The organism is Streptomyces ferrugineus, from assembly GCF_015160855.1.
Lineage (GTDB): Bacteria > Actinomycetota > Actinomycetes > Streptomycetales > Streptomycetaceae > Streptomyces > Streptomyces ferrugineus.
The window spans coordinates 5644434-5667325 of record NZ_CP063373.1; the positions used below are offsets into that span (position 1 = coordinate 5644434).

Annotated in this window: 19 protein-coding genes; 13 read left to right on the forward strand and 6 right to left on the reverse strand. The window is 70.9% G+C overall.

Annotated features, from left to right (window positions below):
• Both glgX and IM697_RS25500 read right to left on the reverse strand, forming a co-directional pair.
• Positions 1–2145, reverse strand: coding sequence for a glycogen debranching protein GlgX (gene glgX / locus IM697_RS25495; RefSeq protein WP_194038430.1), 2145 nt, complete (start codon positions 2143–2145; stop codon positions 1–3).
• Positions 2142–2654, reverse strand: a complete 513-nt coding sequence (locus IM697_RS25500) for a pep a2 (RefSeq protein ID WP_194038431.1) — start codon at positions 2652–2654, stop codon at positions 2142–2144. The genes glgX and IM697_RS25500 overlap by 4 nt, the downstream gene beginning before the upstream one ends.
• Before the next feature lie 296 nt (positions 2655–2950).
• Here IM697_RS25500 and IM697_RS25505 point away from each other — a divergent pair, with 296 nt between their 5' ends.
• From IM697_RS25505 to IM697_RS25530, 6 genes are all read left to right on the forward strand, one after another.
• Complete coding sequence (locus IM697_RS25505) at positions 2951–3256, forward strand: DUF5133 domain-containing protein (protein ID WP_194038432.1); 306 nt, start codon at positions 2951–2953, stop codon at positions 3254–3256.
• Between the two features lie 70 nt (positions 3257–3326).
• Positions 3327–5333: an alpha-1,4-glucan--maltose-1-phosphate maltosyltransferase gene (locus IM697_RS25510; RefSeq protein ID WP_194038433.1), complete on the forward strand. Its 2007-nt coding sequence runs from the start codon at positions 3327–3329 to the stop codon at positions 5331–5333.
• 5 nt (positions 5334–5338) lie between these two features.
• Positions 5339–7057 carry a maltose alpha-D-glucosyltransferase gene (treS, locus tag IM697_RS25515; protein ID WP_194038434.1) on the forward strand — a complete coding sequence of 573 codons (1719 nt, stop codon included), beginning with the start codon at positions 5339–5341 and terminating at the stop codon, positions 7055–7057.
• Positions 7058–7098: 41 nt separating this feature from the next.
• A complete protein-coding gene (locus IM697_RS25520; protein WP_194038435.1) occupies positions 7099–8460 on the forward strand; it encodes a maltokinase N-terminal cap-like domain-containing protein in 1362 nt (453 codons plus the stop codon).
• A 4-nt stretch (positions 8461–8464) separates the two neighbouring features.
• Positions 8465–10681 (forward strand): 1,4-alpha-glucan branching enzyme, encoded by a 2217-nt coding sequence (gene glgB / locus IM697_RS25525; protein ID WP_194038436.1) that lies wholly within the window; start codon positions 8465–8467, stop codon positions 10679–10681.
• A gap of 113 nt (positions 10682–10794) precedes the next feature.
• A complete protein-coding gene (locus IM697_RS25530) occupies positions 10795–12699 on the forward strand; it encodes an AMP-dependent synthetase/ligase (protein WP_194038437.1) in 1905 nt (634 codons plus the stop codon).
• Between the two features lie 6 nt (positions 12700–12705).
• On the opposite strand, the gene IM697_RS25535 is transcribed toward IM697_RS25530, so the two are convergent.
• Entirely contained in the window at positions 12706–13260 is a 555-nt protein-coding gene (locus IM697_RS25535; RefSeq protein ID WP_228044170.1) for a fibronectin type III domain-containing protein, read from the reverse strand.
• Between the two features lie 10 nt (positions 13261–13270).
• Positions 13271–13873, reverse strand: a complete 603-nt coding sequence (locus tag IM697_RS25540) for a hypothetical protein (RefSeq protein WP_194038438.1) — start codon at positions 13871–13873, stop codon at positions 13271–13273.
• 276 nt (positions 13874–14149) lie between these two features.
• On the opposite strand from IM697_RS25540, the gene IM697_RS25545 reads away from it, so the two are divergent.
• The 4 genes from IM697_RS25545 (at position 14150) to IM697_RS25560 (ending at position 18871) form a co-directional block, all read left to right on the forward strand.
• Positions 14150–15520 (forward strand): NAD(P)/FAD-dependent oxidoreductase, encoded by a 1371-nt coding sequence (locus IM697_RS25545; protein ID WP_194038439.1) that lies wholly within the window; start codon positions 14150–14152, stop codon positions 15518–15520.
• A gap of 86 nt (positions 15521–15606) precedes the next feature.
• Positions 15607–17850, forward strand: a complete 2244-nt coding sequence (locus IM697_RS25550; RefSeq protein ID WP_194038440.1) for an FUSC family protein — start codon at positions 15607–15609, stop codon at positions 17848–17850.
• A gap of 36 nt (positions 17851–17886) precedes the next feature.
• On the forward strand, positions 17887–18126 hold the full coding sequence (locus IM697_RS25555) for a hypothetical protein (protein WP_194038441.1): 240 nt from the start codon (positions 17887–17889) through the stop codon (positions 18124–18126).
• 289 nt (positions 18127–18415) lie between these two features.
• Complete coding sequence (locus IM697_RS25560) at positions 18416–18871, forward strand: cyclic nucleotide-binding domain-containing protein (RefSeq protein ID WP_194038442.1); 456 nt, start codon at positions 18416–18418, stop codon at positions 18869–18871.
• Positions 18872–18894: 23 nt separating this feature from the next.
• On the opposite strand, the gene IM697_RS25565 is transcribed toward IM697_RS25560, so the two are convergent.
• Entirely contained in the window at positions 18895–19509 is a 615-nt protein-coding gene (locus IM697_RS25565; protein WP_194038443.1) for a LysE/ArgO family amino acid transporter, read from the reverse strand.
• Between the two features lie 66 nt (positions 19510–19575).
• Between IM697_RS25565 and IM697_RS25570 the strand changes: the two genes are divergently transcribed.
• Positions 19576–20484 carry a LysR family transcriptional regulator ArgP gene (locus IM697_RS25570; protein ID WP_194038444.1) on the forward strand — a complete coding sequence of 303 codons (909 nt, stop codon included), beginning with the start codon at positions 19576–19578 and terminating at the stop codon, positions 20482–20484.
• Positions 20485–20504: 20 nt separating this feature from the next.
• Here the strand turns inward: IM697_RS25570 and IM697_RS25575 are convergent, their stop codons facing one another.
• Entirely contained in the window at positions 20505–21212 is a 708-nt protein-coding gene (locus IM697_RS25575; protein WP_194038445.1) for a TetR/AcrR family transcriptional regulator, read from the reverse strand.
• Positions 21213–21329: 117 nt separating this feature from the next.
• Here IM697_RS25575 and IM697_RS25580 point away from each other — a divergent pair, with 117 nt between their 5' ends.
• Entirely contained in the window at positions 21330–22547 is a 1218-nt protein-coding gene (locus tag IM697_RS25580) for a saccharopine dehydrogenase family protein (protein ID WP_194038446.1), read from the forward strand.
• Between the two features lie 105 nt (positions 22548–22652).
• Positions 22653–22886 carry a WhiB family transcriptional regulator gene (locus IM697_RS25585; protein ID WP_194038447.1) on the forward strand — a complete coding sequence of 78 codons (234 nt, stop codon included), beginning with the start codon at positions 22653–22655 and terminating at the stop codon, positions 22884–22886.
• Positions 22887–22892 lie beyond the last annotated feature (6 nt).

Consider the following 22892-nt stretch of genomic DNA (forward strand, 5'->3'; position numbering starts at 1 on the left):
TCAGGATGTCGCGCGCGGCGGTCTCGACAGCAGCACCAGGCTGCGGCGTTCGATGAGGAGAGCGGCGGCCGCCTTGTGTTCCTGCTCGTCCGGCGGGCCCTGCTGTTCGGACGTGTCGATCAGGGTCGTCCAGCGTTCGCCGTAGGTGCTGTCCGGGAGCTGGAACTCCACCGGCTCCCAGTAGGCGTTGAGCAGGAGGAGGAAGGAGTCGTCGACCACGGGGCGGCCGCACGGGTCGGGTTGGGCGATGGCCTCGCCGTTGAGGAAGGCGGCCACCGAGTGGGCCTCGGCGCGGTGCCAGTCGTCGGGGGTCATCTCGCGTCCGTCGGGCAGGAACCAGACCAGGTCGGGCAGCGGCTGGTCGGGGTGGGTCGGGGTCTCGCCCTGGAAGAAGCGGCGGCGGCGCAGGACGGGGTGGGCGGCGCGCAGGGCGATGACGTAGCGGGTGAAGTCGGCCAGAGCCCGCTGGTCGTCGGTGAGCCGCCAGTCGACCCAGGAGACCTCGTTGTCCTGGCAGTAGGCGTTGTTGTTGCCGCGCTGGGTGCGGCCGAGTTCGTCGCCGTGGCCGAGCATCGGGATGCCCTGTGACAGCAGCAGCGTGGCGAGGAAGTTGCGCTGCTGACGGGCGCGCAGCGCGAGCACGGCCGGGTCGCGGGTCGCGCCCTCGGCGCCGCAGTTCCAGGACCGGTTGTGGCTCTCGCCGTCCCGGTTGCCCTCGCCGTTGGCCTCATTGTGCTTGTCGTTGTAGGAGACGAGGTCGCGCAGGGTGAAACCGTCGTGCGCGGTCACGAAGTTGACACTGGCACGCGGGCGGCGCCGGCTGTGCGCGTACAGGTCGGCGGAGCCGGTCAGCCGGGAGGCGAACTCGCCGAGCGAACCGGGCTCGGCGCGCCAGAAGTCCCGTACGGCGTCCCGGTACCTGCCGTTCCACTCCGACCACAGCGGCGGGAAGTTGCCCACCTGGTAGCCGCCCTCGCCGACGTCCCACGGCTCGGCGATCAGCTTGACGCGGCTGATCACGGGGTCCTGCTGGATCAGGTCGAAGAACGCCGAGAGCCGGTCCACCTCGTGGAACTGTCGGGCCAGCGTGGCCGCGAGGTCGAAGCGGAAACCGTCGACGTGCATCTCGGTGACCCAGTAGCGCAGCGAGTCCATGATCAGCTGGAGCACATAGGGGTGGCGCATCAGCAGGCTGTTGCCGGTGCCGGTGGTGTCGTAGTAGTGCGCCCAGTCGCCGTCCACCAGGCGGTAGTACGAGGCGTTGTCGATGCCGCGGAAGGACAGGGTCGGGCCGCGCTCGTTGCCCTCGGCGGTGTGGTTGTAGACCACGTCCAGGATCACTTCGAGGCCGGCCGCGTGCAGCGCCTTCACCATCGCCTTGAACTCGTTGACCTGCTGGCCGCGGGTGCCGTGGGCGGCGTAGGCGTTGTGCGGGGCGAAGAAGCCGATCGTGTTGTAGCCCCAGTAGTTGGACAGGCCGCGGTCGAGGAGGACGCCGTCCTGGACGTACTGGTGCACCGGCATCAGCTCGATGGCGGTCACACCGAGGGAGGTGAGGTGCTCGACGATCGCGGGGTGCGCCAGCCCTGCGTAGGTGCCGCGCAGCTCCGGCGGGATGTCGGGGTGCTTGCGGGTCAGGCCCCGTACGTGCGCCTCGTAGATGACGGTGTCGGCGTACGGTCGTCCGGGCGGGCGGTCGTCGCCCCAGTCGAAGTACGGCTCGGTCACTACGCCGAGCATGGTGTGCCCGGCGCTGTCCGCCGGGGAGGGGCCGCCCGGGGTGCGCTCGAAGAGGGAGGCGTGGTTGTCGACCTGGCCGTCGACGGCCCGGCTGTACGGGTCGAGCAGCAGCTTCGCCGGATTGCACCGGTGGCCGAGGCCCGGGTCCCAGGGGCCGTGCACCCGATAGCCGTAGCGCTGTCCCGGGCCGACGCCGGGCAGATAGCCGTGCCACACGAAGCCGTCGACCTCGGTCAGCGGGACCACGCCGTGCCGGCCCCGGTCGTCGACGAGGACGAGCTCGACACGCTCGGCGACCTCGCTGAACAGGGCGAAGTTGGTGCCCTGGCCGTCGAAGGCGGCGCCCAACGGGTAGGGGTGCCCGCTCCACGCGGGCACCCCTTTGCTGCGCTTTCGCGCTGTCACAGGGCCTCCTGGAGGACGCCGTCCCGGGTACCCGCCGCGTCGGCGACGGCCGTGGCCGGCGCCTCCCGTGGCACCTGAAGCGCCTCCCGCAGGTTGGGCGCGGGCGCGGGCGGCACGAGCGGGGCGCGTTCGCCGGCGCGGGCGCGCTGCGAGAACCAGATGACCTTGCTGCCGGACTCGGTGGCGCAGCAGCCCCATCCGTCGCTCATCGCGGCGAGGTGCTGAAGGCAGGCGCGCAGCTCGTGGTCCGGGCGCAGGGCGCGGTCGTTGTCACCGATGGCGGTGATGAGGTGCTGGCCGTTCCACCACATCTCGATCGAGGTGTTCTTGTCCGTGGCGTGCTCGTCGATGGCCCGCAGCAGCATCTCCGTGCCGTGTCGGACGGGTTCGACGAGGGTCTCCAGGTCCCAGTACCTGAGGTGAGCGGCCAGAATTCGGCTGACCTGACCCACCCGTTCGGGGCTGACTTCCACATCGAGGTGGTAGTAGCAGGGCACTGCGGTCTTCACCGTCGTTACCTCCTCACCGCGAAAGCTCCCGCTCTCCTCGCCCCTGCGGGACGGGCCCCGAGCACGGAGCGTGAGCGCCGATCGCTTCTGAGTCACTCCAGGGTGGGGGTGGTGCGCCATTCGTGCAACAGGAGGACACATCTGAGGTGGTTGAAGATCCAACAGGACGGAGAGTCGCCGACCGTGCACCATGTGTGAAGACCTCGATGCCCGTAACGGAACCCGTGCGTGTGCGCGCACGGGTTCCGCCCGACGGTCGGGAGACGCGTCATCGAGCCCGGAAGGTGAGCGGGGCCATGCTGCTACCGGCCAAAGCCGAAGTCGCCCGGCAACTGCGGCGATACCGGGCCTGGGAACGAGCCATGCTCGCGGCCCCGGCCGACCTCACGGTGCGCGCCACCTTCGAGGACACCGGCTACACCCTCTGTGTGCTGATGGGAAAGCGCTGCGCCCGTGAGGCCGCGGACGCCGCGGAGCGCTTTCTGCGCATCACTCCGGCCGCCTATCTGCAGGAGCAGGACGAACGGCCCCGCACGGCGAGCGTCTCCGCCCGCAGAGGGCCGCCGAGGTCGCGGCGGCGACGTTTCCATGCCGGGAGGTAGGCGGCTTCCGGCGCAGATCGAATCCCCGGCCGGGCCCCGTGCCCGGCCTCGAGCACGGTGGAGGTGAGCCATGGGCAGGACCAAGAGCAGGGCCGGTGCCGGCGCCGGGACCATCGGGCGCATCCCGGTACGGGACGTACAGCCGGCCGTGGAGTGCGGCAGGCATCCGGCGAAGGCCGTCACGGGTGAGACCTTCGAGGTCACCGCCACGGTGTTCCGTGAAGGCCACGACGCCGTGGCCGCCAATGTCGTGCTGACCGACCCGGACGGCCGTCCCGGCCCGTGGACGCCGATGCACGAACTGGCCCCCGGCACCGACCGCTGGGGCGCCAAGGTGACTCCGTCCGCGGTGGGCCGCTGGACGTTCCATGTGGAGGCCTGGAGCGACCCGGTGGCCACGTGGCGGCGCACCGCCCGCATCAAGGTCCCGGCCGGGATCGACGTCGGCCTGGTCCTGGAGGAGGGCGGCGAACTGTACGAGCGGGCCGCCGCCGGAGTGCCCGACGAGACGGAGCGGGCGACCCTGCTGGCCGCCTCGGAGGCGCTGCGGGACGACTCGCTGCCGCCGGTGTCACGGCTGGCGGCGGCGTTCGCGGCGAACGTCGACGCGGTGTTGGGGAGGTATCCGCTGCGGGATCTGGTCACCGCGTCGGATCCGCTGCCGCTGCTGGTGGAACGCGAACGGGCCCTGTACGGCTCCTGGTACGAGTTCTTCCCCCGCTCCGAGGGCACCCCCGAACACCCCCACGGCACCTTCACCACCGCCGCCCGCCGACTGCCCGCCATCGCCGCCATGGGCTTCGACGTCGTCTACCTGCCGCCGATCCACCCGATCGGTACCACCTTCCGCAAGGGCCCCAACAACACCCTCTCCGCCGGCCCCGACGACGTCGGCGTGCCCTGGGCGATCGGCTCCCCCGAGGGCGGCCACGACGCGATCCACCCCGGTCTCGGCACGATCGAGGACTTCGACCGGTTCGTGGCGCGGGCGGGTGAGCTGGGCCTGGAGGTGGCCCTGGACTTCGCCCTGCAGTGCTCGCCGGATCACCCCTGGGTGGACAAGCACCCCGAGTGGTTCCACCACCGCCCCGACGGCACCATCGCCTACGCGGAGAACCCGCCGAAGAAGTACCAGGACATCTATCCCATCGCCTTCGACGCGGACCTGGACGGCCTGATCGCCGAGACCCTGCGGGTGCTGCGGCACTGGATGGCCCACGGGGTGCGCATCTTCCGCGTCGACAACCCGCACACCAAACCGGTGCTGTTCTGGCAGCGGGTGATCGCGGACATCAACCGCACCGACCCGGACGTGATCTTCCTGGCCGAGGCGTTCACCCGCCCCGCGATGATGCACACCCTGGCCCAGACCGGCTTCCAGCAGTCCTACACCTACTTCACCTGGCGCAACACCAAACAGGAACTGACCGAGTACCTGACCGAGCTGTCGGGGGAGGCGGCGGCCTACATGCGGCCGAACTTCTTCGCCAACACCCCCGACATCCTGCACGAGTTCCTGCAGACCGGCGGCCGGCCCGCCTTCGAGGTCCGCGCCGTCCTGGCCGCCACCCTCTCCCCCACCTGGGGCATCTACAGCGGCTACGAACTGTGCGAGAACACCCCCCTGCGCCCCGGCAGCGAGGAATACCTCGACTCCGAGAAGTACCAGCTGCGCCCCCGCGACTGGGACACCGCCGAACGCGAGGGCCGCACCATCACCCCCCTGCTCACCCGCCTCAACGCCATCCGCAGGTGCCACCCGGCCCTGCATCGGCTCAGGAACCTCCGCTTCCACCGGACCGACAACGACGCGCTGATCGCGTACAGCAAACGCACTGGTCCGGACACGGTTCTGGTGGTCGCCAACCTTGATCCCCACCACACCCAGGAGGCCACGGTCTCGTTGGACATGCCGCAACTCGGCCTGGACTGGGACGCCTCTCTGTCCGTGCACGACGAACTGACGGGTGAGATCTACCGCTGGGGCAGGACCAACTACGTACGTCTCGAGCCCGGCCGGGCGCCCGCGCACGTGTTCCACGTCCAGGCATCGCCATCGCAGATCGGAGGGTCCTGAGCGTCATGACCGTCAACGAACCCGTGCTCGACACGTTCGAGGACACTCCTGCCAAGGATCGTGACCCCGACTGGTTCAAACGTGCCGTCTTCTACGAGGTCCTGGTCCGCTCCTTCCAGGACAGCAACGGCGACGGCGTCGGCGACCTCAAAGGCCTGACCGCCAAACTCGACTACCTGCAATGGCTCGGCGTCGACTGCCTGTGGCTGCCGCCCTTCTTCAAATCGCCGCTCCGGGACGGCGGCTACGACGTCTCCGACTACACCTCGGTCCTGCCCGAATTCGGCGACCTCGCCGACTTCGTTGAATTCGCCGATGCCGCCCATCAGCGCGGTATGCGCGTCATCATCGACTTCGTCATGAACCACACCAGCGACCAGCACCCGTGGTTCCAGGAGTCGAGAAAGGACCCCGACGGGCCCTACGGCGACTACTACGTATGGGCCGACGACGACAAGGCCTACGCCGACGCCCGGATCATCTTCGTCGACACCGAGCCCTCCAACTGGACGTACGACCCGGTCCGGGGGCAGTACTACTTCCACCGGTTCTTCTCCCACCAGCCGGATCTCAACTACGAGAACCCGGCCGTGCAGGAGGAGATCCTGGCCGCCCTGCGCTTCTGGCTGGATCTGGGCATCGACGGCTTCCGGCTCGACGCAGTGCCCTATCTGTACGCCGAGGAAGGCACGAACTGCGAGAACCTTCCCGCGACGCACGAATTCCTCAAGCGCGTCCGCCGTGAGATCGACGCGATGTATCCGGACACGGTGCTGCTGGCGGAGGCGAACCAGTGGCCGGAGGACGTCGTCGACTACTTCGGCGACTACCGCAGCGGCGGCGACGAGTGCCATATGGCGTTCCACTTCCCCGTGATGCCGCGGATCTTCATGGCCGTGCGGCGGGAATCCCGCTATCCCGTCTCCGAAATCCTCGCCAAGACGCCGGCCATTCCCTCCGGCTGCCAGTGGGGCATCTTCCTGCGCAACCACGACGAGCTGACCCTGGAAATGGTCACCGACGAGGAACGCGACTACATGTGGGCGGAATACGCCAAGGACCCCCGCATGCGCGCCAACATCGGCATCCGCAGGCGCCTCGCCCCCCTGCTCGACAACGACCGTCATTCCATCGAACTCTTCACCGCCCTGCTGCTCTCCCTGCCGGGCAGCCCGATCCTCTACTACGGCGACGAGATCGGCATGGGCGACAACATCTGGCTCGGCGACCGCGACGCCGTCCGCACCCCCATGCAGTGGACGCCGGACCGCAACGCCGGCTTCTCCACCTGCGACCCCGGACGGCTCTGCCTGCCGACCATCATGGACCCGGTCTACGGCTACCAGGTGACGAACGTCGAGGCGTCCATGGCCTCGCCGTCCTCCCTGCTGCACTGGACCCGGCGCATGATCGAGATCCGCAAGCAGAACCCCGCCTTCGGACTCGGCACCTACACCGAGCTGCAATCCTCCAACCCCGCCGTGCTCGCCTTCCTGCGCGAGTACGAGGACGACCTGGTGCTGTGCGTGCACAACTTCGCACGCTTCGCGCAGCCGACCGAGCTCGACCTGCGTGAGTTCAGCGGACGCCATCCGGTCGAGCTGTTCGGCGGGGTGCGTTTCCCGGCCATCGGCGAACTGCCGTATCTGCTGACCCTCGGGGGCCACGGCTTCTACTGGTTCCGGCTCACCCGAGTCGCATCCCGCATCGGCAGACGACTTTGAGCGTGAGCTTCGAGCGTGTGCCGAGGAAAGGACGCGTCACCATGCAGAAGACCGCATATCCCCGACCCACCCGTACGGTCGACGCCAGCCCCATGGCCTCGCTGGCCGGGCTGCTGCGCGAGTGGCTGCCGCGGCAGCGCTGGTTCGCGGGCAAGGACCGGCCCGTCACCGACCTCGCGCTGCTGTCGATGACGGAGCTGTTCCCGGGCTGTCTGCATCTGCTGGTGCACGCCGGCCACTCGGCGGTGCCCGCACCGGGCGGCGCTCCCCCGGCCGGTGACTGCTACCAGCTGCTGCTGGGCGTGCGGCAGCACCTGTCGCCGCGGCTCGGCCGGGCGCTCATCGGCCGTGCGGAGGAGGGGCCGCTGGCCGGTCTGACGGTGTTCGACGCGCTGCAGGACCCCCGTTCGGCCCAGCTGCTCCTGGACCGGCTGCGTCACCCCGGCACGGCGGGCCCGCTGCGCTTCGAGGCGGACTCCTCCGTGTCGCTGCCGGCCGGCCTTGTGCCCCGGCTGCTGGACGCCGAGCAGTCCAACTCCTCGCTGGTGTACGGCGACGCGTTCATCCTGAAGCTGTTCCGGCGCATCCAGCCGGGCGTCAATCCCGACCTGGAGCTGTCCGGCGCGCTCGCCGGGCAGGGCTGCGGCCGGGTGCCGGCCCCGGTGGCCTGGTTCCGTACGACGCACCCGTGGGAGGCGACGCTGGGCGTGCTCCAGCCGTTCCTGCGGGACGCCTCCGACGGCTGGACCCTGGCGCTGGACGCGCTGGCCTCGGGCGACGACTTCACCGCCGAGGCCCGTGAGATGGGGCAGGCGACGGCGGAGGTGCATCTGGCGCTGGCGGCGGCCTTCCCCTCCCGGGCCCACGCCGAGAACGGCCGTACGGCGGCGGAGATGACCGAACGCCTCGAGCTCGCCGCGCACTTCGTCCCCGCGCTGCGGCCCCATGTCCCCGGTCTGCGCACCGCCTTCGGTGCGCTGGCCGCCTGCGCCCCCGGCCCGTCCGCCCAGCGCATCCACGGCGACCTGCACCTGGGGCAGGTGCTGCGGGCCGGCCGGGAGTGGTTCGTCATCGACTTCGAGGGCGAACCGTCCCGCCCGCTCGCCGAGCGGCGCGGCGTCCACTCCCCCGTGCGGGACATCGCCGGCATGCTGCGCTCCTTCGACTACGCCGCCCGGCAGCGCCGCCCGTGGCGTCCGGAGTGGGCGCGCCGCTGCCGGGAGGCCTACTGCGCGGGCTATGCCACCCGCGCCGGGTGGGACCCCCGCAAGAAGCACGGGCTGCTCCGTGCCTATGAGACCGACCGCGCCGTGTACGAGGTGCTGTACGAGGCCCGGCACCGACCCGACTGGTTGCCCGTACCGATGGCGGCGATCGAACGCCTCGCCGTGAGAGGAGCCTGACCCCATGGCCCTGCACGAGACCTCGCGCCCCGAGTCCGCCGGACCGGACCGGCACAGCACCGCGCCGCCCCTCGATCCGGCCGACCGTGATCGCCTGCTGTCGGGTGCCCACCACGATCCGCACGCGCTGCTCGGGGCGCACCCGGTCCCGGGCGGGATCGCCTTCCGGGCGCTGCGCCCGTTCGCGCGGGCGGTGGGCGTCGTGGTGGACGGCGAGCGCACCGCGCTGGTCTCGGAGGGCGGCGGCCTCTTCTCGGCCGTACTGCCGCTGGACGCGATCCCCGCGTACACGCTGCTGGTGTCGTACGCGGAGGACGGATCCGACGAGCGCGAGGTGCACGACCCGTACCGCTTCCTGCCCGCCCTCGGCGAACTCGACCTGCATCTGATCCGCGAGGGCCGGCACGAGGAGCTGTGGAAGGCGCTCGGCGCCGAGCCGATGACACACCAGGGCGTGCGGGGCACCCGGTTCACCGTATGGGCGCCGAACGCCCGGGGTGTGCGGGTCGCCGGGGACTTCACCTGCTGGGACGGGACGGCGTTCCCGATGCGCTCGCTCGGCGCGTCCGGGGTGTGGGAGCTGTTCCTGCCGGGCATCGGCGAGGGCACCCGGTACAAGTTCGAGATCACCTCCCGCCACGGTCACCGCTTCCTCAAGGCCGACCCGATGGCGCGCCGTGCCGAGGTCCCGCCGGACACGGCGTCGATCGTGCACGCCTCGCACTACGAGTGGGGCGACGGGGAGTGGATGGCGCACCGGGGCGATGTCCCCGTGCACCAGGCCCCCTTCTCGGTGTACGAGGTCCATCTGCCGTCCTGGCGGCCGGGGCTGACGTACCGCCGGCTGGCCGAGGAACTGCCGGCGTACGTCAAGGACCTGGGCTTCACCCATGTGGAGTTCATGCCGGTCGCGCAGCATCCCTTCGCGGGGTCCTGGGGCTATCAGGTCACCGGCTTCTACGCGCCCACGGCCCGCCTCGGCACACCCGACGACTTCAAGCACCTGGTCGACGCGCTGCACCGGGCCGGCGTCGGGGTGATCGTGGACTGGGTGCCGGCCCACTTCCCCAAGGACGACTGGGCACTGGCCCGGTTCGACGGGGACCCGCTGTACGAGCCCGGGGACGCGCGGCGGGCGGAGCATCCGGACTGGGGGACGTTCGAGTTCGACTACGGGCGCACCGAGGTGCGCAACTTCCTCGTCGCCAACGCGACGTACTGGTGCGAGGAGTTCCACATCGACGGGCTGCGGGTGGACGCCGTCGCCTCCATGCTCTACCTCGACTACTCGCGGGACCCGGGGCAGTGGTCGGCCAACGCGTTCGGCGGGCGGGAGGACCTGGCGGCGATGCGGTTCCTGCAGGAGATGAACGCGACGGTGTACCGGCGCAATCCGGGGGTCGTCACGATCGCGGAGGAGTCCACCGCCTGGGGCGGGGTCACCCGGCCGACCGACAGCGGCGGGCTGGGGTTCGGGCTGAAGTGGAACATGGGCTGGATGCACGACTCGCTCCAGTACATGGCCAAGGAGCCGGTGCACCGCAAGTACCACCACAACGAGATGACGTTCTCGATGGTGTACGCCTACAGCGAGAACTACGTCCTGCCGATCTCCCACGACGAGGTCGTGCACGGCAAGCAGGCGCTGGTGTCCAAGATGCCGGGCGACTGGTGGCAGCGCCGCGCCAACCACCGTGCGTACCTGGGCTTCATGTGGGCGCACCCGGGCAAGCAACTGCTCTTCATGGGGCAGGAGTTCGCACAAGGTGCCGAGTGGTCGGAGGCACACGGTCCGGAGTGGTGGCTGCTCGATCCCGGGTACGCGTCGGCGGGCGACCACCGGGGTGTGCGGGACCTGGTGCGGGACCTCAACTCGCGCTACGGGGCGACCCCTGCGCTGTGGGAGCGGGACACCGACCCGGGAGGCTTCCAGTGGTCGCTCGGGGACGCGGCCGACGACAACGTCTTCGCGTTCCTGCGGTACGACACCGAGGGCACCCCTCTGCTCTGTGTCTCCAACTTCTCCCCCGTAGTCCGTCAGGACTACCGCCTGTGGGTGCCGGACCACGTCACCGCCTGGCAGGAGACGCTCAACACCGACGCGGCGCGGTACGGCGGAAGCGATGTCACCAACCCCGATCCCGTCAAACCGGAGGACGGGCACCTGCGTCTGACGCTGCCTCCGCTGGCCACGTTGTGGCTGCTGCCGTACGGGATGTGACTCCCGAGTTCTCCGTTCCCGACACCATCCGGTCTCAGCTGGGCTAGATTCGGGCAGCGCCGATAACGGAACTCATCGGTGACGTCACACCCGGTACACATCTGGAGCAGCGCATGCGCGACCTCGGCCTCGCTCCCCCGACCGTCACGTCCCTGATCGGCGGGCTCGCCGACAGTGTCTTCGAGACGGCGGCCGTCCGTCCCACGCTGCCGATGCTCGCGCGCCGTCCCGACCCCTCCTCCACCACCTGGGAGGAGGTGACCGCCGTGGAACTGCGCGACGAAGTCGCCGATCTGGCCAAGGGACTGATCGCGTCCGGCATCTCGCCGGGCCACCGCGTGGCCATCATGGCGCGCACCCGGTACGAGTGGACGGTCTTCAGCTACGCGCTGTGGGCGGTGGGCGCCGAGGTGGTCCCGATCTATCCGACGGCGTCGCGCGACCAGGTGGAGTGGATCCTGAGGGACGCCGAGTGCGTGGCCGTGGTGGTGGAGGACGAGCAGGCGGTCATGACGGTCGGCTCGGTGTGCGGATCGCTGACGCGGCTGCGCCACGTCTGGCAGCTGGACGCGGGCGGGCTGGGGCAGCTCGTGGCGCGGGGCGAGTTCATCCCGCTCACCACGGTCGAGTCGCTGCGCCGCATCGTGCTGCCGGACTCGACGGCGGTGATCGCCTACACCTCCGGCACCACGGGCCGGCCTTTGGGCTGCGCGCTGAGCCACCGCAATCTGGCGAGCCCCTGCGACACGCTGCTCGCGGGCTGGGGCCACAAGGTGGTGCCGCCGGGCGGGCAGGCGTCCGTTCTCGCCTTCCTGCCGTTCTCCCATGTGTACGGCCTTCTCGTGCAGACCCTGTGCGTCCGCGGCGGCATGATGATGGGGCACGAACCGGACCTGCGCGTGGAGGCGCTGGCGGTCGCCCTGCGCACCTTCCGCCCCACCTATTTCTGCGGTGTGCCGTCGATCTTCGAGAAGATCTACAAGAACGCCCTGCGCACGGCCCAGCAGGCGGGCCGGGGCGCCCTGTTCGAGCGGGCCGCCGACACCGCACGGGACTTCGCGGCCGCCCTGGAGCGGCAGCGGCTGGGCGGCGGTCCCGGGCCCGGTTTCGATCTGCGGCTGCAGCACGCCCTGTACGAGCGGACGGTGTACCGCAAGTTCCGTGCCGCACTCGGCGGCCGGGTGCTGCTCGGGACGTCCGGCGGCTCGTCCCTGAACCGTGAGCTCTCCCTCTTCTACGAGGGCGTCGGCATCTTCGTGAACGACGGGTACGGGCTCACGGAGACCAGCGGCGGGGTCACCGCGCAGCCGCTGGGCCGGGAGATGTCGGGGACGGTGGGGCAGGCGCTGCCGGGCATGGACATCCGGGTCGCCGACGACGGGGAGATCCTGGTGCGCGGGCCGTCGGTGTTCCAGGGATACGTCAACGACGAGAGCTCGACGTGGGCCGCGCTGCGCGGCGGCTGGCTCGCGACCGGGGACCTCGGGCGGCTGGACTCCGACGGCTATCTGACGATCACGGGGCGCAAGAAGGACGTCATCGTCACGAGCAGCGGCAAGAGCGTCTCGCCGGCGCTCCTGGAGCAGCGGCTGAGGATGCATCCGCTGGTGCACCAGGCGGTGGTGGTGGGCGACAACCGCCCCTGTGTCGGCGCGCTGATCACCCTGGACCCCGACTTCCTGGCGTACTGGCGGGACGGCCACTCGGTGCGCAGCGACGCGCGGATCCGGGAGGCGCGGGAGGAGAACGCGCTGCGGGAGGAGGTCGCCCGGGCCGTGGCCGCCGCCAACAGCGCGGTGTCGCGCGCCGAGTCGATCCGGGTGTTCCGGGTGCTGCCGGAGCCGTTCGACATGGCCCGCGGGCTGCTGACGCCGTCGATGAAGCTGCGCCGGGACGAGATCGTGCGGCACTACGCGCTGCAGATCGACGCGATGTACCAGGCCCGCTCGCGCGCACCGCGGGAGCAGTTGTCGGACGAGTTCGCGCACTGGGACGACGCGGACAACGTCTTCCGCTGAGCACGCCTACCCGCCCGAGGTGAGCCGTACGACGTTCGACTGCTCGCCGAGGACGAGGGCGCGGATCCGGAAGGTGGCCTGCTTCTCGCCGGGCAGGGTGCGCAGCGTCGTGCCGGTGACCTCCGGATCGACGACGGCGACGGGCTCGTACCAACCGCTGTCCTTCCGGCGCATCTCCAGGAGGAAGCCGTCCTCGTCGGCGGAGTCGTCGGTCCAGGTGAAGCGGATGCCGTCCGGAAGGTCGGCGCGGACCGGCCGGGTCACGGGTCCCCGGTAGGCCCGCAGGCGGTAGAAGAACGTGGTGTGCGGCATCAGGTCGGGGTGGCGGTAGGTCGACACCTGCCGGGGCAGATGGTCCAGGACGGTGTAGGGGCCCGCTTCCTCGGTCGCGAACTCCAGCACATGGCCCGCGACTCCCGGCCGGGTGCCCGTCCAGTCGAGGTCGATGTCGGTGGGTGTCGTCAGGACACCTCGCAGCGGCTGCTGCCGTGTCTCGGCCGAGCAGGCCGGCAGCGCCAGGATCAGCGCCGCCGACACCGCGATGTGCGCTCTTGCTCGCATACGGCGGCCGCTACTTGCGCCAGAAGCGGATGTTGCTCCACTCCACGGTCGCCGGCCCGCTGCCGCTGTTGGTGCGGTAGGCGCCGAACTTGTCGTAGAAGCTGCCGCCGGGGCTGGCGTAGGTGTGCTTGAGCGAGCCGTTGATGTAGGTGCGGTGCTCGGCGCCGACCTGGTGGACGGTGTTGACGCGGACGGTCGTGCCGACGGTTCCGGCGTGGGAGAGCGTGGTGCCGCCGTGCACCGCGTACAGCCGGCCGCCGCGCTCGACGGCGAGCATGAAGTACGGTCCCGAGCCCGACTCGTGGAACGTCTGCTTGAGGCTGATCCGGGAGCCGCTGAGGCCGGTGATGCGGAAGTGGCCCTCGAACTGGCGCGTTCCGCCGGTGTAGGTGGCATAGCGCCGTTCAGCCCGTTGGTCGCCGCTGGCGGTGGAGCAGGTGAGCCGGAAGGTCAGGCCGTCGATCCGGCCGCAGCCGCGTTCCTGTTCGCTGTGACCGGGGGACACCGACTGCCAGCCGCCGGGCTCGACTTCGGCGACGGCGTGCGGGGCGGTGAGCAGCGACGTGGCGCACAGCGCCGTGGTGACGGTGAGGGCGCGCAGGCGTGGGAGCATCCTGCCTCCTGTCGAATGAGGGGATGTGTTCACATACATAAATCACGGTCTCTTGCATGGATGGCTTCAACGGAAGCTAGGTCCGGACCAATAGCTCGTCAAGAGATCGCGCGGACACGTCTTTCACTTCCGAACCGGTGTGCCCTCGCGCGGGTTGGGGCAGGGTGGATCACGACGGGTTCGGCTGCCTGCCGCACCCGGCTGGCGGAACGACCGGTGGCGCGGTGGGATCGAGGCGAACGTCGTCGAGGCAGACCGCCTGGAGCCGCAGAAGGGATGATCACCGTGACACGACCCAGGATCCTGGTGGTTGGCGCAGGCTTCGCCGGAGTCGGATGCGTGCGCCGGCTGGAACGCAAACTCTCCCCGGACGAGGCCGAGATCACCTTGGTGACGCCGTCCTCCTACCAGCTCTACCTGCCGCTGCTGCCCCAGGTCGCCTCCGGTGTCCTGACGCCCCAGTCGATCGCCCTGTCGCTGCGCCGCAGCCGCAGGTACCGCACCCGGATCATCCCGGGCGGCGCCATCGGCGTGGACCTCGCGTCCAAGGTCTGCGTCATCCGCACCATCACCGACCGGACCGTCAACGAGCCGTACGACTACATCGTGCTGGCCCCCGGCAGCATCACCCGCACCTTCGACATCCCGGGGCTGACCGACAACGCGTACGGCATGAAGACGCTCGCGGAGGCCGCCTACCTGCGCGACCACGTCATCTCCCAGCTCGATCTCGCCGACGCCAGCCAGGACCCCGACGAGCGCACGGCGCGCCTTCAGTTCGTGGTGGTCGGCGGCGGCTACGCGGGCACCGAGACCGCCGCGTGTCTGCAGATGCTGACCCACAACGCGGTCAAGCGCTATCCGCGGCTCGACCCCCGCCTGATCAAGTGGCATCTGATCGACATCGCCCCGAGGCTGATGCCCGAACTCGGTGAGAAGCTCGGCGACGACGCCCAGGAGATCCTGCGCAAGCGTGGCATCGAGATCTCCCTCGGGGTGTCCATCGCCAAGGCCGGCCCCGAGGAGGTCACCTTCACCGACGGCCGCGTCATCCCAACCCGCACCCTGATCTGGACCGCCGGCGTGGTCGCCAGCCCGCTGATCGGCACGCTGGGCGCGGAGACGGTACGGGGGCGGCTCGCGGTCACCGCCGAGATGAACTTGCCCGGGCACGACGGCGTGTTCGCGCTCGGCGACGCCGCCGCGGTGCCCGACAGGGCCAAGGACGAGGAGGGCGCCGTCTGCCCGCCCACCGCCCAGCACGCCATGCGCCAGGGCAAGGTGGTGGCCGACAACGTCATCGCCGCCCTGCGCGACCAGCCGCTGCGGCCGTACGAGCACAAGGACCTCGGGCTGGTCGTCGACCTCGGCGGCCGTGACGCCGTGTCCAAGCCGCTCGGCGTCGAGCTGAAGGGCCTGCCCGCGCTCGCCGTCGCCCGCGGCTACCACTGGTCGGCGCTGCGCACCAACGTCGCCAAGACCCGCGTGATGACGAACTGGCTGCTCAACGCCGTCGCCGGGGACGATTTCGTGCGCACCGGATTCCAGTCGCGCAGTCCCGCCAAGCTCAAGGACTTCGAGTTCGTGCACGCCTATCTGACGCCGGAGCAGCTGCGCGCGCAGGTCGGCGGGAAGGGCGACGGCTGAGCGGGGTGCCGGCCTCGGCCGAGGCGCGGGGCGCGGAGCGCGGAGCGCGGTGTGAACGGAGAGAGAGCGGGAGAGAGTACGGCGGCGTGAGGGCAGCGGGAGGGCCGGTCCGGGCGCGGCTGCGCGACCGGGTCGCGGCGTCGGACCCGGGTCTGCTGAGGCTGGCGGCCGGGCTGCGCACGTCGGGCTCGATCGCCCTCACGGTCGCCCTGCTCGCGCTGCTGGGCACCGATGTACGCCATCTGGTGGCGGGGGCCCTGGCGGCGATGGTCTCCACCTTCGCCATCCGGGAGAAGCAGCGCGGGCAGCAGGCGGTCACGCTCGCGCTGGGGCTTCCGGTGGCGCTGGCGTCCCTGACGCTGGCGGCGGTGCTGCACACCAACGTGGTGGCCGGCGACCTGTTCTTCGTCGCGCTCATCTTCTGCGCCGTCTACGGCCGCAGATTCGGCGACCGGGGCACCGCGCTCGGTCTGATCGGCTTCCAGATCTACTTCGTGTCGCTCTTCGTCGGCGCCTCCGTCAGCGAGTTGCCCGCCCTGTGCGGCGCGGTCGCCATGGGCTTCGCGTGCGGCGCGCTGATGCGGTTCGTCCTCGTTCCCGAGACGCCGACGGGGGTGCTGCAGCGGCTGCGCGGGGCCTTCCGGGCCCGGCTGGCACAACTGCTGTCCGCGCAGCTCGATCTGCTCGACGCCGGTCCCGAGGACGCGGACCGGGCCCTGGAGCAGGTGCGCGAGGGCACCGCACGCCTGCACGAGACGGCCCTGCTGATCCAGGGCCGGCTGGAGGAGGGCACCGCCGACGAGACGGTGGCCGGGCTCGTCCAACGGCGGGTCGCGGACGCCGAGATCGCCGCCGAGCGCCTGGGGCTGTCGCTGCTGCGCGCCCGCGGGGCCGAGCGGGTGGACACGCTGGCCCTGCATCTGCCGGGCGCGCCCGTGCCCTCGGGCGGGCGGCAACCGGTGCGGGACGCGGCGACCGACACCCTGCGCCGGGATCTTCAGGCCCTGCGCCTGCTCGTGCTGCGGCCCGTCGACCGGGCCACCGGAACCTCGGTGGCCCATCTGCGCAACCGGCTCCTCGGGTACCGCGACGAGGACAACCTGCCGGTCGCCTCGCCCGCCGTGCAGGACGTCTTCCGGGCCGTCGGCGAGGCCGCCCGTGCCGTACTCGGGCTGCGGATCGCGCTCGGCGGCACCCACGACGAGTCGGACGACTCCCCGGCCACGGCCCGTTCCCGCGAGGAGCTGGACGCGGAGGACGCGGTGCTGGACGCCGAGGAGGAGACGCCCGCGCCGGAGCGGACGGGCCTTGAGCGGCCCACCACGCGTGCCGCCGTGCAGGTCGCCGTGGGGTCGGCGCTGGCCATGGTCGGCGGTGAGCTGCTGTCCCGTGACCGCTGGTACTGGGCGGTGCTGACCTGCTGGATCGTGTTCCTCAACACCGCTTCCACGGGCGAGATCCTGGTCAAGGGCTACCGCCGGCTGCTCGGCACCGTCCTCGGCGTGCTGGCCGGCATCGTGCTGGCGGGCGCCGTCGGACAGCACACCTGGACGGCGTTCGCGCTGGTGCTGCTGTTCGTCTTCGCGATGTTCTACTCGGCGCCGCTGTCCTACACGCTGGTGTCCTTCTTCGTCACCGCGGCGCTCGGGCTGCTCTACACCCTGCTGCACACCTACAGCCTCTCGGTGCTGGTGCTGCGCGTCGAGGAGACCGCGCTCGGCGCGGCCTGCGGGGTGATCGCGGCCGCGTTCGTGCTGCCGGTGCGGACCGATCGCCGTACCAACGAACTCCTCGCCACCGTGCTGGAACGGCTCGGCGACGTCACCCGCAGCGCCGTCGACCAGCTCAGCGGCGGACCGCCCGTCGACCTGATCGACGAGGCACGCGACCTGGACCAGGCGCTGGCCGACCTGCGGGCCGCCACCCAGCCGCTGACCCATCCCGGCACGCCGCTGCGGGCCCGGCGGGAGACCGCGCGCTATGTCGTCGCGCTGCTGGAGACCTGCGCGTATCACGCGCGTTCGCTGGCCGCGACCGCCGAGCTGCTGCCCACCCATCCCTCGATCGCGGCGGACCCGCGGCTGCGCCGGGCCGCGCGTCGCATCGAGCACAACATCGAGGTGATCACCGCCCGCGTGACCGACGAACACGCCACGGTCGAGATCGAGACCGGCCCGAGCATCGCCTCGCTGCTCGGCCCGGCCGTCCCCGGCACATCGCGCTACGGCCGGGTCACCGACCGTGTCCTACGCCATCTGCAACGCCTCGACGAGGGGGTGTCCGGCCTGGCCCGTCCACTGGGCGTGCCGGTGAAGGCACCGGACGGATGACCGCACATCGGGGCGATACCTGGGTACGCGGATGTCATGACCGATGTCGTGGACTCAGACGAACTGCTGCGGCGGATGCAGCGGGCCCGGGCCTATGCCCGGCGGAACCAGCGGACGTGGCGGGCACGGAGCGAGGAGCTGGGGTCGACCGATCCCGAGGGGGCCCGCGACGCCGCCGTGCGGACGGTGGCGTACGAGACCGTGATCACGGTGCTGGAAGAGATCCTGACCCCGGGGAAGCACGCCGAACCCGGTCTGAAACCTGGATCGGAGTGAAACCAGTCACGTACGCCGGTTTCGATGACGCAGAATCCGCCGAGATGGTTTACGGTTCATACATACGTGGTCACGGGGTCGACCGAATCGGTCCTCCGTGCGCCACCCCCTACGGCCCTGGCTGGCCTCCCCCGTCCAGCCAGGGCTTTTTCATGCCCTCCGCGATCCGCCGCACGAGATCCCGGCCAAAACCGGGTCCGCCGAGGTGCTCAGCGCGGCGGCAGCCGCTGAAATGGACGCAGGGAACGCACGCACCGGAACCTCAGTCCTCGGCGAGGAGCCCCGTGTCATGACCAAAGCGATCAAACTCCTGACCGCCCTTCCGCCGCCTCAGCGCGAGCGCCTGATGTCCCTCGCGAGGGAGGTCTCCTTCCCGGAGGACACCCGGATCTTCGAGGCGGGCGGCACCGCCGACCGTTTCTGGGTCATCCGCTCGGGCGCCGTCTCCCTCGACCAGCGGGTGACGTCCGTGCAGCGGGTCACCGTCGCCAGCCTCGGCGCCGGCGATCTGCTGGGCTGGTCCTGGCTGTTCCCGCCGTACCAGTGGGACTTCGGCGCGGAGGCCTTCAGCCCCGTGCGGGCCTACGAGTTCGAGGCGGCGGCGGTGCTGCGGCTGTGCGAGGAGGACACCCGACTCGGGCTGTCGCTGGTACGGCACGTCGCCGAAATCCTCGCGCACCGGCTGGAGATGACCCGGGGCAAGCTGATGGAGCAGTACGGCCACAACCGGCGCCCGGTGCTCTGAGCGCCCCACGCGGTAGTGGCGGGTCAGGCGCCCGCGACGAGGCTCACGCCGAGTGCGATCATCGTCGCGGCGACCAGCCCGTCCAGCACGCGCCAGGCCACCGGCTTGGCGAGGTGGCGGCTCAGCAGGCGGGCGCCGAAGCCGAGCGCGGCGAACCAGCACAGGCTGGCGAGCGCGGCGCCGAGGCCGAACGTCCAGCGCATCGGGCCCCGGTCGGCGGCGACCGTGCCGAGCAGGAAGACGGTGTCGAGGTAGACGTGCGGGTTGAGCCAGGTCATCGCGAGGCAGGTCAGCACCGCCCGCCGCCGTGACCCCGCGGCGTCGCCCTCCGTCAGCAGGGCGCCGGCCGGCCTGAAGACCCGGCGGGCGGCGAGCGCGCCGTAGCAGAGCAGGAACGCCCCGCCGACCCACGCCACCGCGGTCAGCGCCCCGGGCCACGCCACGACCACCGCGCCGACGCCGGCCACGCCCAGGGTGATCAGCAGCGCGTCGGACAGGGCGCAGATGCCGACGACGGCCAGGACGGCGTCGCGGCGGATCCCCTGACGCAGGACGAAGGCGTTCTGGGCGCCGATGGCGACGATCAGGGAGAGGCCGGTGCCGAATCCGGCGGCTGCGGTGGTCAAGGCGTTTGTCATGCCGTTGACGTTAAGGAAGCGATCTCCGCACGTACAGCTAAAGATTCTTAGCTACCTTTAGCAGATATGAAGACCGAGCTGACCGAGCTTCCCCTCGACCAGGTGCGGACGCTGCTGGCGGTGGTGGACGAGGGCACCTTCGACGCGGCCGCGGCCGCGCTGCATGTGACGCCGTCGGCGGTGAGCCAGCGGGTGAAGGCGCTGGAGCAGCGCACGGGGCGGGTGCTGCTGGTGCGCACGAAACCGGTGCGGCCGACCGAGTCGGGCGAGGTCGTCGTCCGGTTCGCCCGCCAGTTGGCGCGCCTGGAGCGCGATGCGCGGGCCGAGCTCGGCATGAGCGCGGCCGGGGAGCCGACCCGGGTGTCGGTCGCGGTCAACGCCGACTCGCTGGCGACGTGGTTCCTGACGGCGCTCACGCGCGTACCGGCGGAGCCTCGGCTCTGTTTCGAGCTGCGGCGGGAGGACGAGAGCCGTACGGCGGTGCTGCTGCGGGAAGGGCAGGTGATGGCCGCGGTGACCTCGTCGCCTGATCCCGTGGCGGGGTGTTCGGTGCGCCTGCTGGGCCGGATGCGCTATCTGGCCGCGGCGAGCCCGGAGTTCGCCGACCGGCATCTCGACGGGCCGCTGGGGGAGGCGCTCGCACGGGCGCCGGTGATGTCCTTCGACCGCAGTGACGACCTCCAGGACGGGTTCGTGCGCAGGCTGCGGCGTGGCCGGACCGGCGCGAGTGCCGTACGGCACCACGTCCCCACCTCGGAGGGGTTCGTGTCGGCCGTGGCGGCCGGACTGGGCTGGGGACTGGTGCCCGAGGCGCAGGCGGAACCGCTCCTGAAGGACGGCCGCCTGGTGCAGCTCGCCCCGAAGCGGCCGGTCGACGTCCCGCTGTACTGGCAGCAGTGGAAGCTGGACTCACCGGCTCTGGCGGCGGTCACGCAGGCAGTGGCGATCACGGCGGAGGAAGCACTGCGCCCATGACGTCCCGCGTCCTTGGGACGTCAGCCGTGACGCCCCTCCAGTTGCGCGGCGGCGCTGTCCAGCAGCATCTCCAGCGCCGTCGGATAGGCGCTGTTCACCATCCGAGTCGCCAGCAGCGGCGCCGCCTCGGCGATCCGGGGATGGGTGCTGCGGGGCAGCCGGGCATACGTCGAGCGCCACATCTCCTCATCGGCGCGAAGTGAGGCGCTGGGCAGCGCCAGCGACGCCGCGTCCAGCGCCGCGAAGGCCAGCGTCTGGTCGATGAAGGCGTGGTAGATGCGCACGGTGTCCGGCAGCGGGAACCCGGCTCTGCGCAGGAGGTCCAGGACGGCCTCGTCGGCGGCGAGTTCGTTCGCGCGGCCGGTGACCCGGTTCGTGGTCAGCAGGGCGGCCTGCGGATGGGCGACGTAGGCGGCGTGGATGCGCAGCCCGACGGCGCGCAGGTCCTCACGCCACTCCCCCGTCGGCTCCCAGCCTTCCAGCGCCTGGCCGATGAGGGCGTCGCCGATCGCGAGGGTCAGATCGTCCATGCCGCGGAAGTAGCGGTACAGCGTGCTCGGGTCGGCGTCCAGGGCCAGCCCGAGGCGACGGGCGGTGAGACCGGCGCTGCCGTGTTCGCGCAGCATGCGCAGCGCCGTGTCGACGATCAGCCGCTCCGACAGCACCGTGCCGCTCTTGGTGGGGCGACGCCGCCGCCGCTTCTCTTCCGGTACGACCGGTTTCGGCATCGCCGTCTCCCTCCTTATGCCAACGGCATTGACCTTAACCGAGTGGGCGGCGTTGTATTCCAGGCGGGGCCCCACCACGTCGTAGACCTTCAGCACTTCAGTCGAGGGAGTCTTGTCATGCGTGTACTGCTCGTGGGAGCCGGCGGGGTGGGTACCGCCATCACCCGGATCGCGGCCCGGCGTCCGTTCTTCGAGGCGATGGTGGTCGCCGACCACGACCCCGCCCGCGCCGAGGCGGCCGTGACCGCCCTCGCCGACGATGCCCGCTTCCGTGCCGAGCGGGTGGACGCGGGCGACGAGGCGGCGGTCGCCGCGCTGCTGCGGCGGCACGCCTGCGACGTGCTCCTCAACGCCACCGACCCGCGGTTCGTGATGCCGCTGTTCCGGGCCGCGCGCACGGCCGGTGCCACGTATGTCGACATGGCGATGTCGCTGTCGCGGCCGCATCCGGAGCGGCCGTACGAGGAGTGCGGGGTCAAGCTGGGCGACGCCCAGTTCGAGCAGGCGGCCGACTGGGCGAGGGCGGGCGCGCTGGCGCTGGTCGGCATGGGTGTGGAGCCGGGGCTGTCCGACGTGTTCGCCCGGTACGCGGCCGACGAGCTGTTCGACGAGATCGAGGAGATCGGCGTCCGCGACGGCGCGAACCTCACCGTCGACGGCTACGACTTCGCGCCGTCGTTCAGCATCTGGACCACGATCGAGGAGTGCCTCAACCCGCCGGTGGTCTACGAGGACGGCCGCGGCTGGTTCACCACCGAGCCGTTCAGCGAGCCCGAGGTGTTCGACTTCCCCGAGGGCATCGGGCCGGTCGAGTGCGTGAACGTGGAGCACGAGGAGGTGCTGCTGGTGCCGCGCTGGGTCGACGCGCGGCGGGTGACCTTCAAGTACGGCCTGGGCGAGGAGTTCATCGACACGCTGAAGACGCTGCACCTGCTGGGTCTGGACCGCACCGAGCCGGTGACCGTGCCGGGCGCCGACGGGCCGGTGCGGGTCTCGCCCCGGGACGTGGTCGCCGCCTGTCTGCCGGATCCGGCGACGCTGGGCGAGCGGATGCACGGCAAGACCTGCGCGGGCACCTGGGTACGGGGCGTCAAGGACGGCCGGCCGCGCGAGGTGTACCTGTACCACGTGGTCGACAACCAATGGTCCATGAAGGAGTACGGCAGCCAGGCCGTGGTGTGGCAGACCGCCGTCAACCCGGTCGTCGCCCTCGAACTCCTCGCCACCGGCGCCTGGTCGGGCGCGGGCGTGCTCGGTCCTGAGGCCTTCCCCGCCCGCCCCTTCCTGGATCTGCTGACGGCGTACGGCTCCCCTTGGGGCATGCGCGAAGAGTGACCTGATTCGGCTGTGTCCAACGGGGTTTCACTCATGCATCGACAGGCGACCCGAAAACGAGTAGGCATCCACCGAGGGCACGTACGACGATCGCAGGTGACTTTGATGGACGACTGGCGAGACCACGCCGCCTGCCGCCATGAGGACCCCGACCTCTTCTACCCGATCGGCACGTCCGGACCGACCGTGTTGCAGACGGAGCAGGCGAAGGCCGTCTGCCGGCGCTGCTCGGTCCGCGAGCAGTGTCTGCGCTGGGCGCTGGACATGGACCAGTTCATCGGGATCTGGGGCGGCACGAGCGAGGCCGAGCGACGGGCGCTGCGGCAGCGGGCCGGATGACCGGCG

Excerpts from the sequence above, each read along its gene's own strand:
- IM697_RS25505 (WP_194038432.1), top strand. The coding sequence starts at position 2,951 with ATGCTGCTACCGGCCAAAGCCGAAGTCGCCCGGCAACTGCGGCGATAC.
- IM697_RS25510 (WP_194038433.1), top strand. The coding sequence starts at position 3,327 with ATGGGCAGGACCAAGAGCAGGGCCGGTGCCGGCGCCGGGACCATCGGG.
- treS (WP_194038434.1), top strand. The coding sequence starts at position 5,339 with ATGACCGTCAACGAACCCGTGCTCGACACGTTCGAGGACACTCCTGCC.
- IM697_RS25520 (WP_194038435.1), top strand. The coding sequence starts at position 7,099 with ATGCAGAAGACCGCATATCCCCGACCCACCCGTACGGTCGACGCCAGC.
- glgB (WP_194038436.1), top strand. The coding sequence starts at position 8,465 with ATGGCCCTGCACGAGACCTCGCGCCCCGAGTCCGCCGGACCGGACCGG.
- IM697_RS25530 (WP_194038437.1), top strand. The coding sequence starts at position 10,795 with ATGCGCGACCTCGGCCTCGCTCCCCCGACCGTCACGTCCCTGATCGGC.
- IM697_RS25535 (WP_228044170.1), bottom strand. The coding sequence starts at position 13,260 with ATGCGAGCAAGAGCGCACATCGCGGTGTCGGCGGCGCTGATCCTGGCG.
- IM697_RS25540 (WP_194038438.1), bottom strand. The coding sequence starts at position 13,873 with ATGCTCCCACGCCTGCGCGCCCTCACCGTCACCACGGCGCTGTGCGCC.
- IM697_RS25545 (WP_194038439.1), top strand. The coding sequence starts at position 14,150 with ATGATCACCGTGACACGACCCAGGATCCTGGTGGTTGGCGCAGGCTTC.
- IM697_RS25555 (WP_194038441.1), top strand. The coding sequence starts at position 17,887 with ATGACCGATGTCGTGGACTCAGACGAACTGCTGCGGCGGATGCAGCGG.
- IM697_RS25560 (WP_194038442.1), top strand. The coding sequence starts at position 18,416 with ATGACCAAAGCGATCAAACTCCTGACCGCCCTTCCGCCGCCTCAGCGC.
- IM697_RS25565 (WP_194038443.1), bottom strand. The coding sequence starts at position 19,509 with ATGACAAACGCCTTGACCACCGCAGCCGCCGGATTCGGCACCGGCCTC.
- IM697_RS25570 (WP_194038444.1), top strand. The coding sequence starts at position 19,576 with ATGAAGACCGAGCTGACCGAGCTTCCCCTCGACCAGGTGCGGACGCTG.
- IM697_RS25575 (WP_194038445.1), bottom strand. The coding sequence starts at position 21,212 with ATGCCGAAACCGGTCGTACCGGAAGAGAAGCGGCGGCGGCGTCGCCCC.
- IM697_RS25580 (WP_194038446.1), top strand. The coding sequence starts at position 21,330 with ATGCGTGTACTGCTCGTGGGAGCCGGCGGGGTGGGTACCGCCATCACC.
- IM697_RS25585 (WP_194038447.1), top strand. The coding sequence starts at position 22,653 with ATGGACGACTGGCGAGACCACGCCGCCTGCCGCCATGAGGACCCCGAC.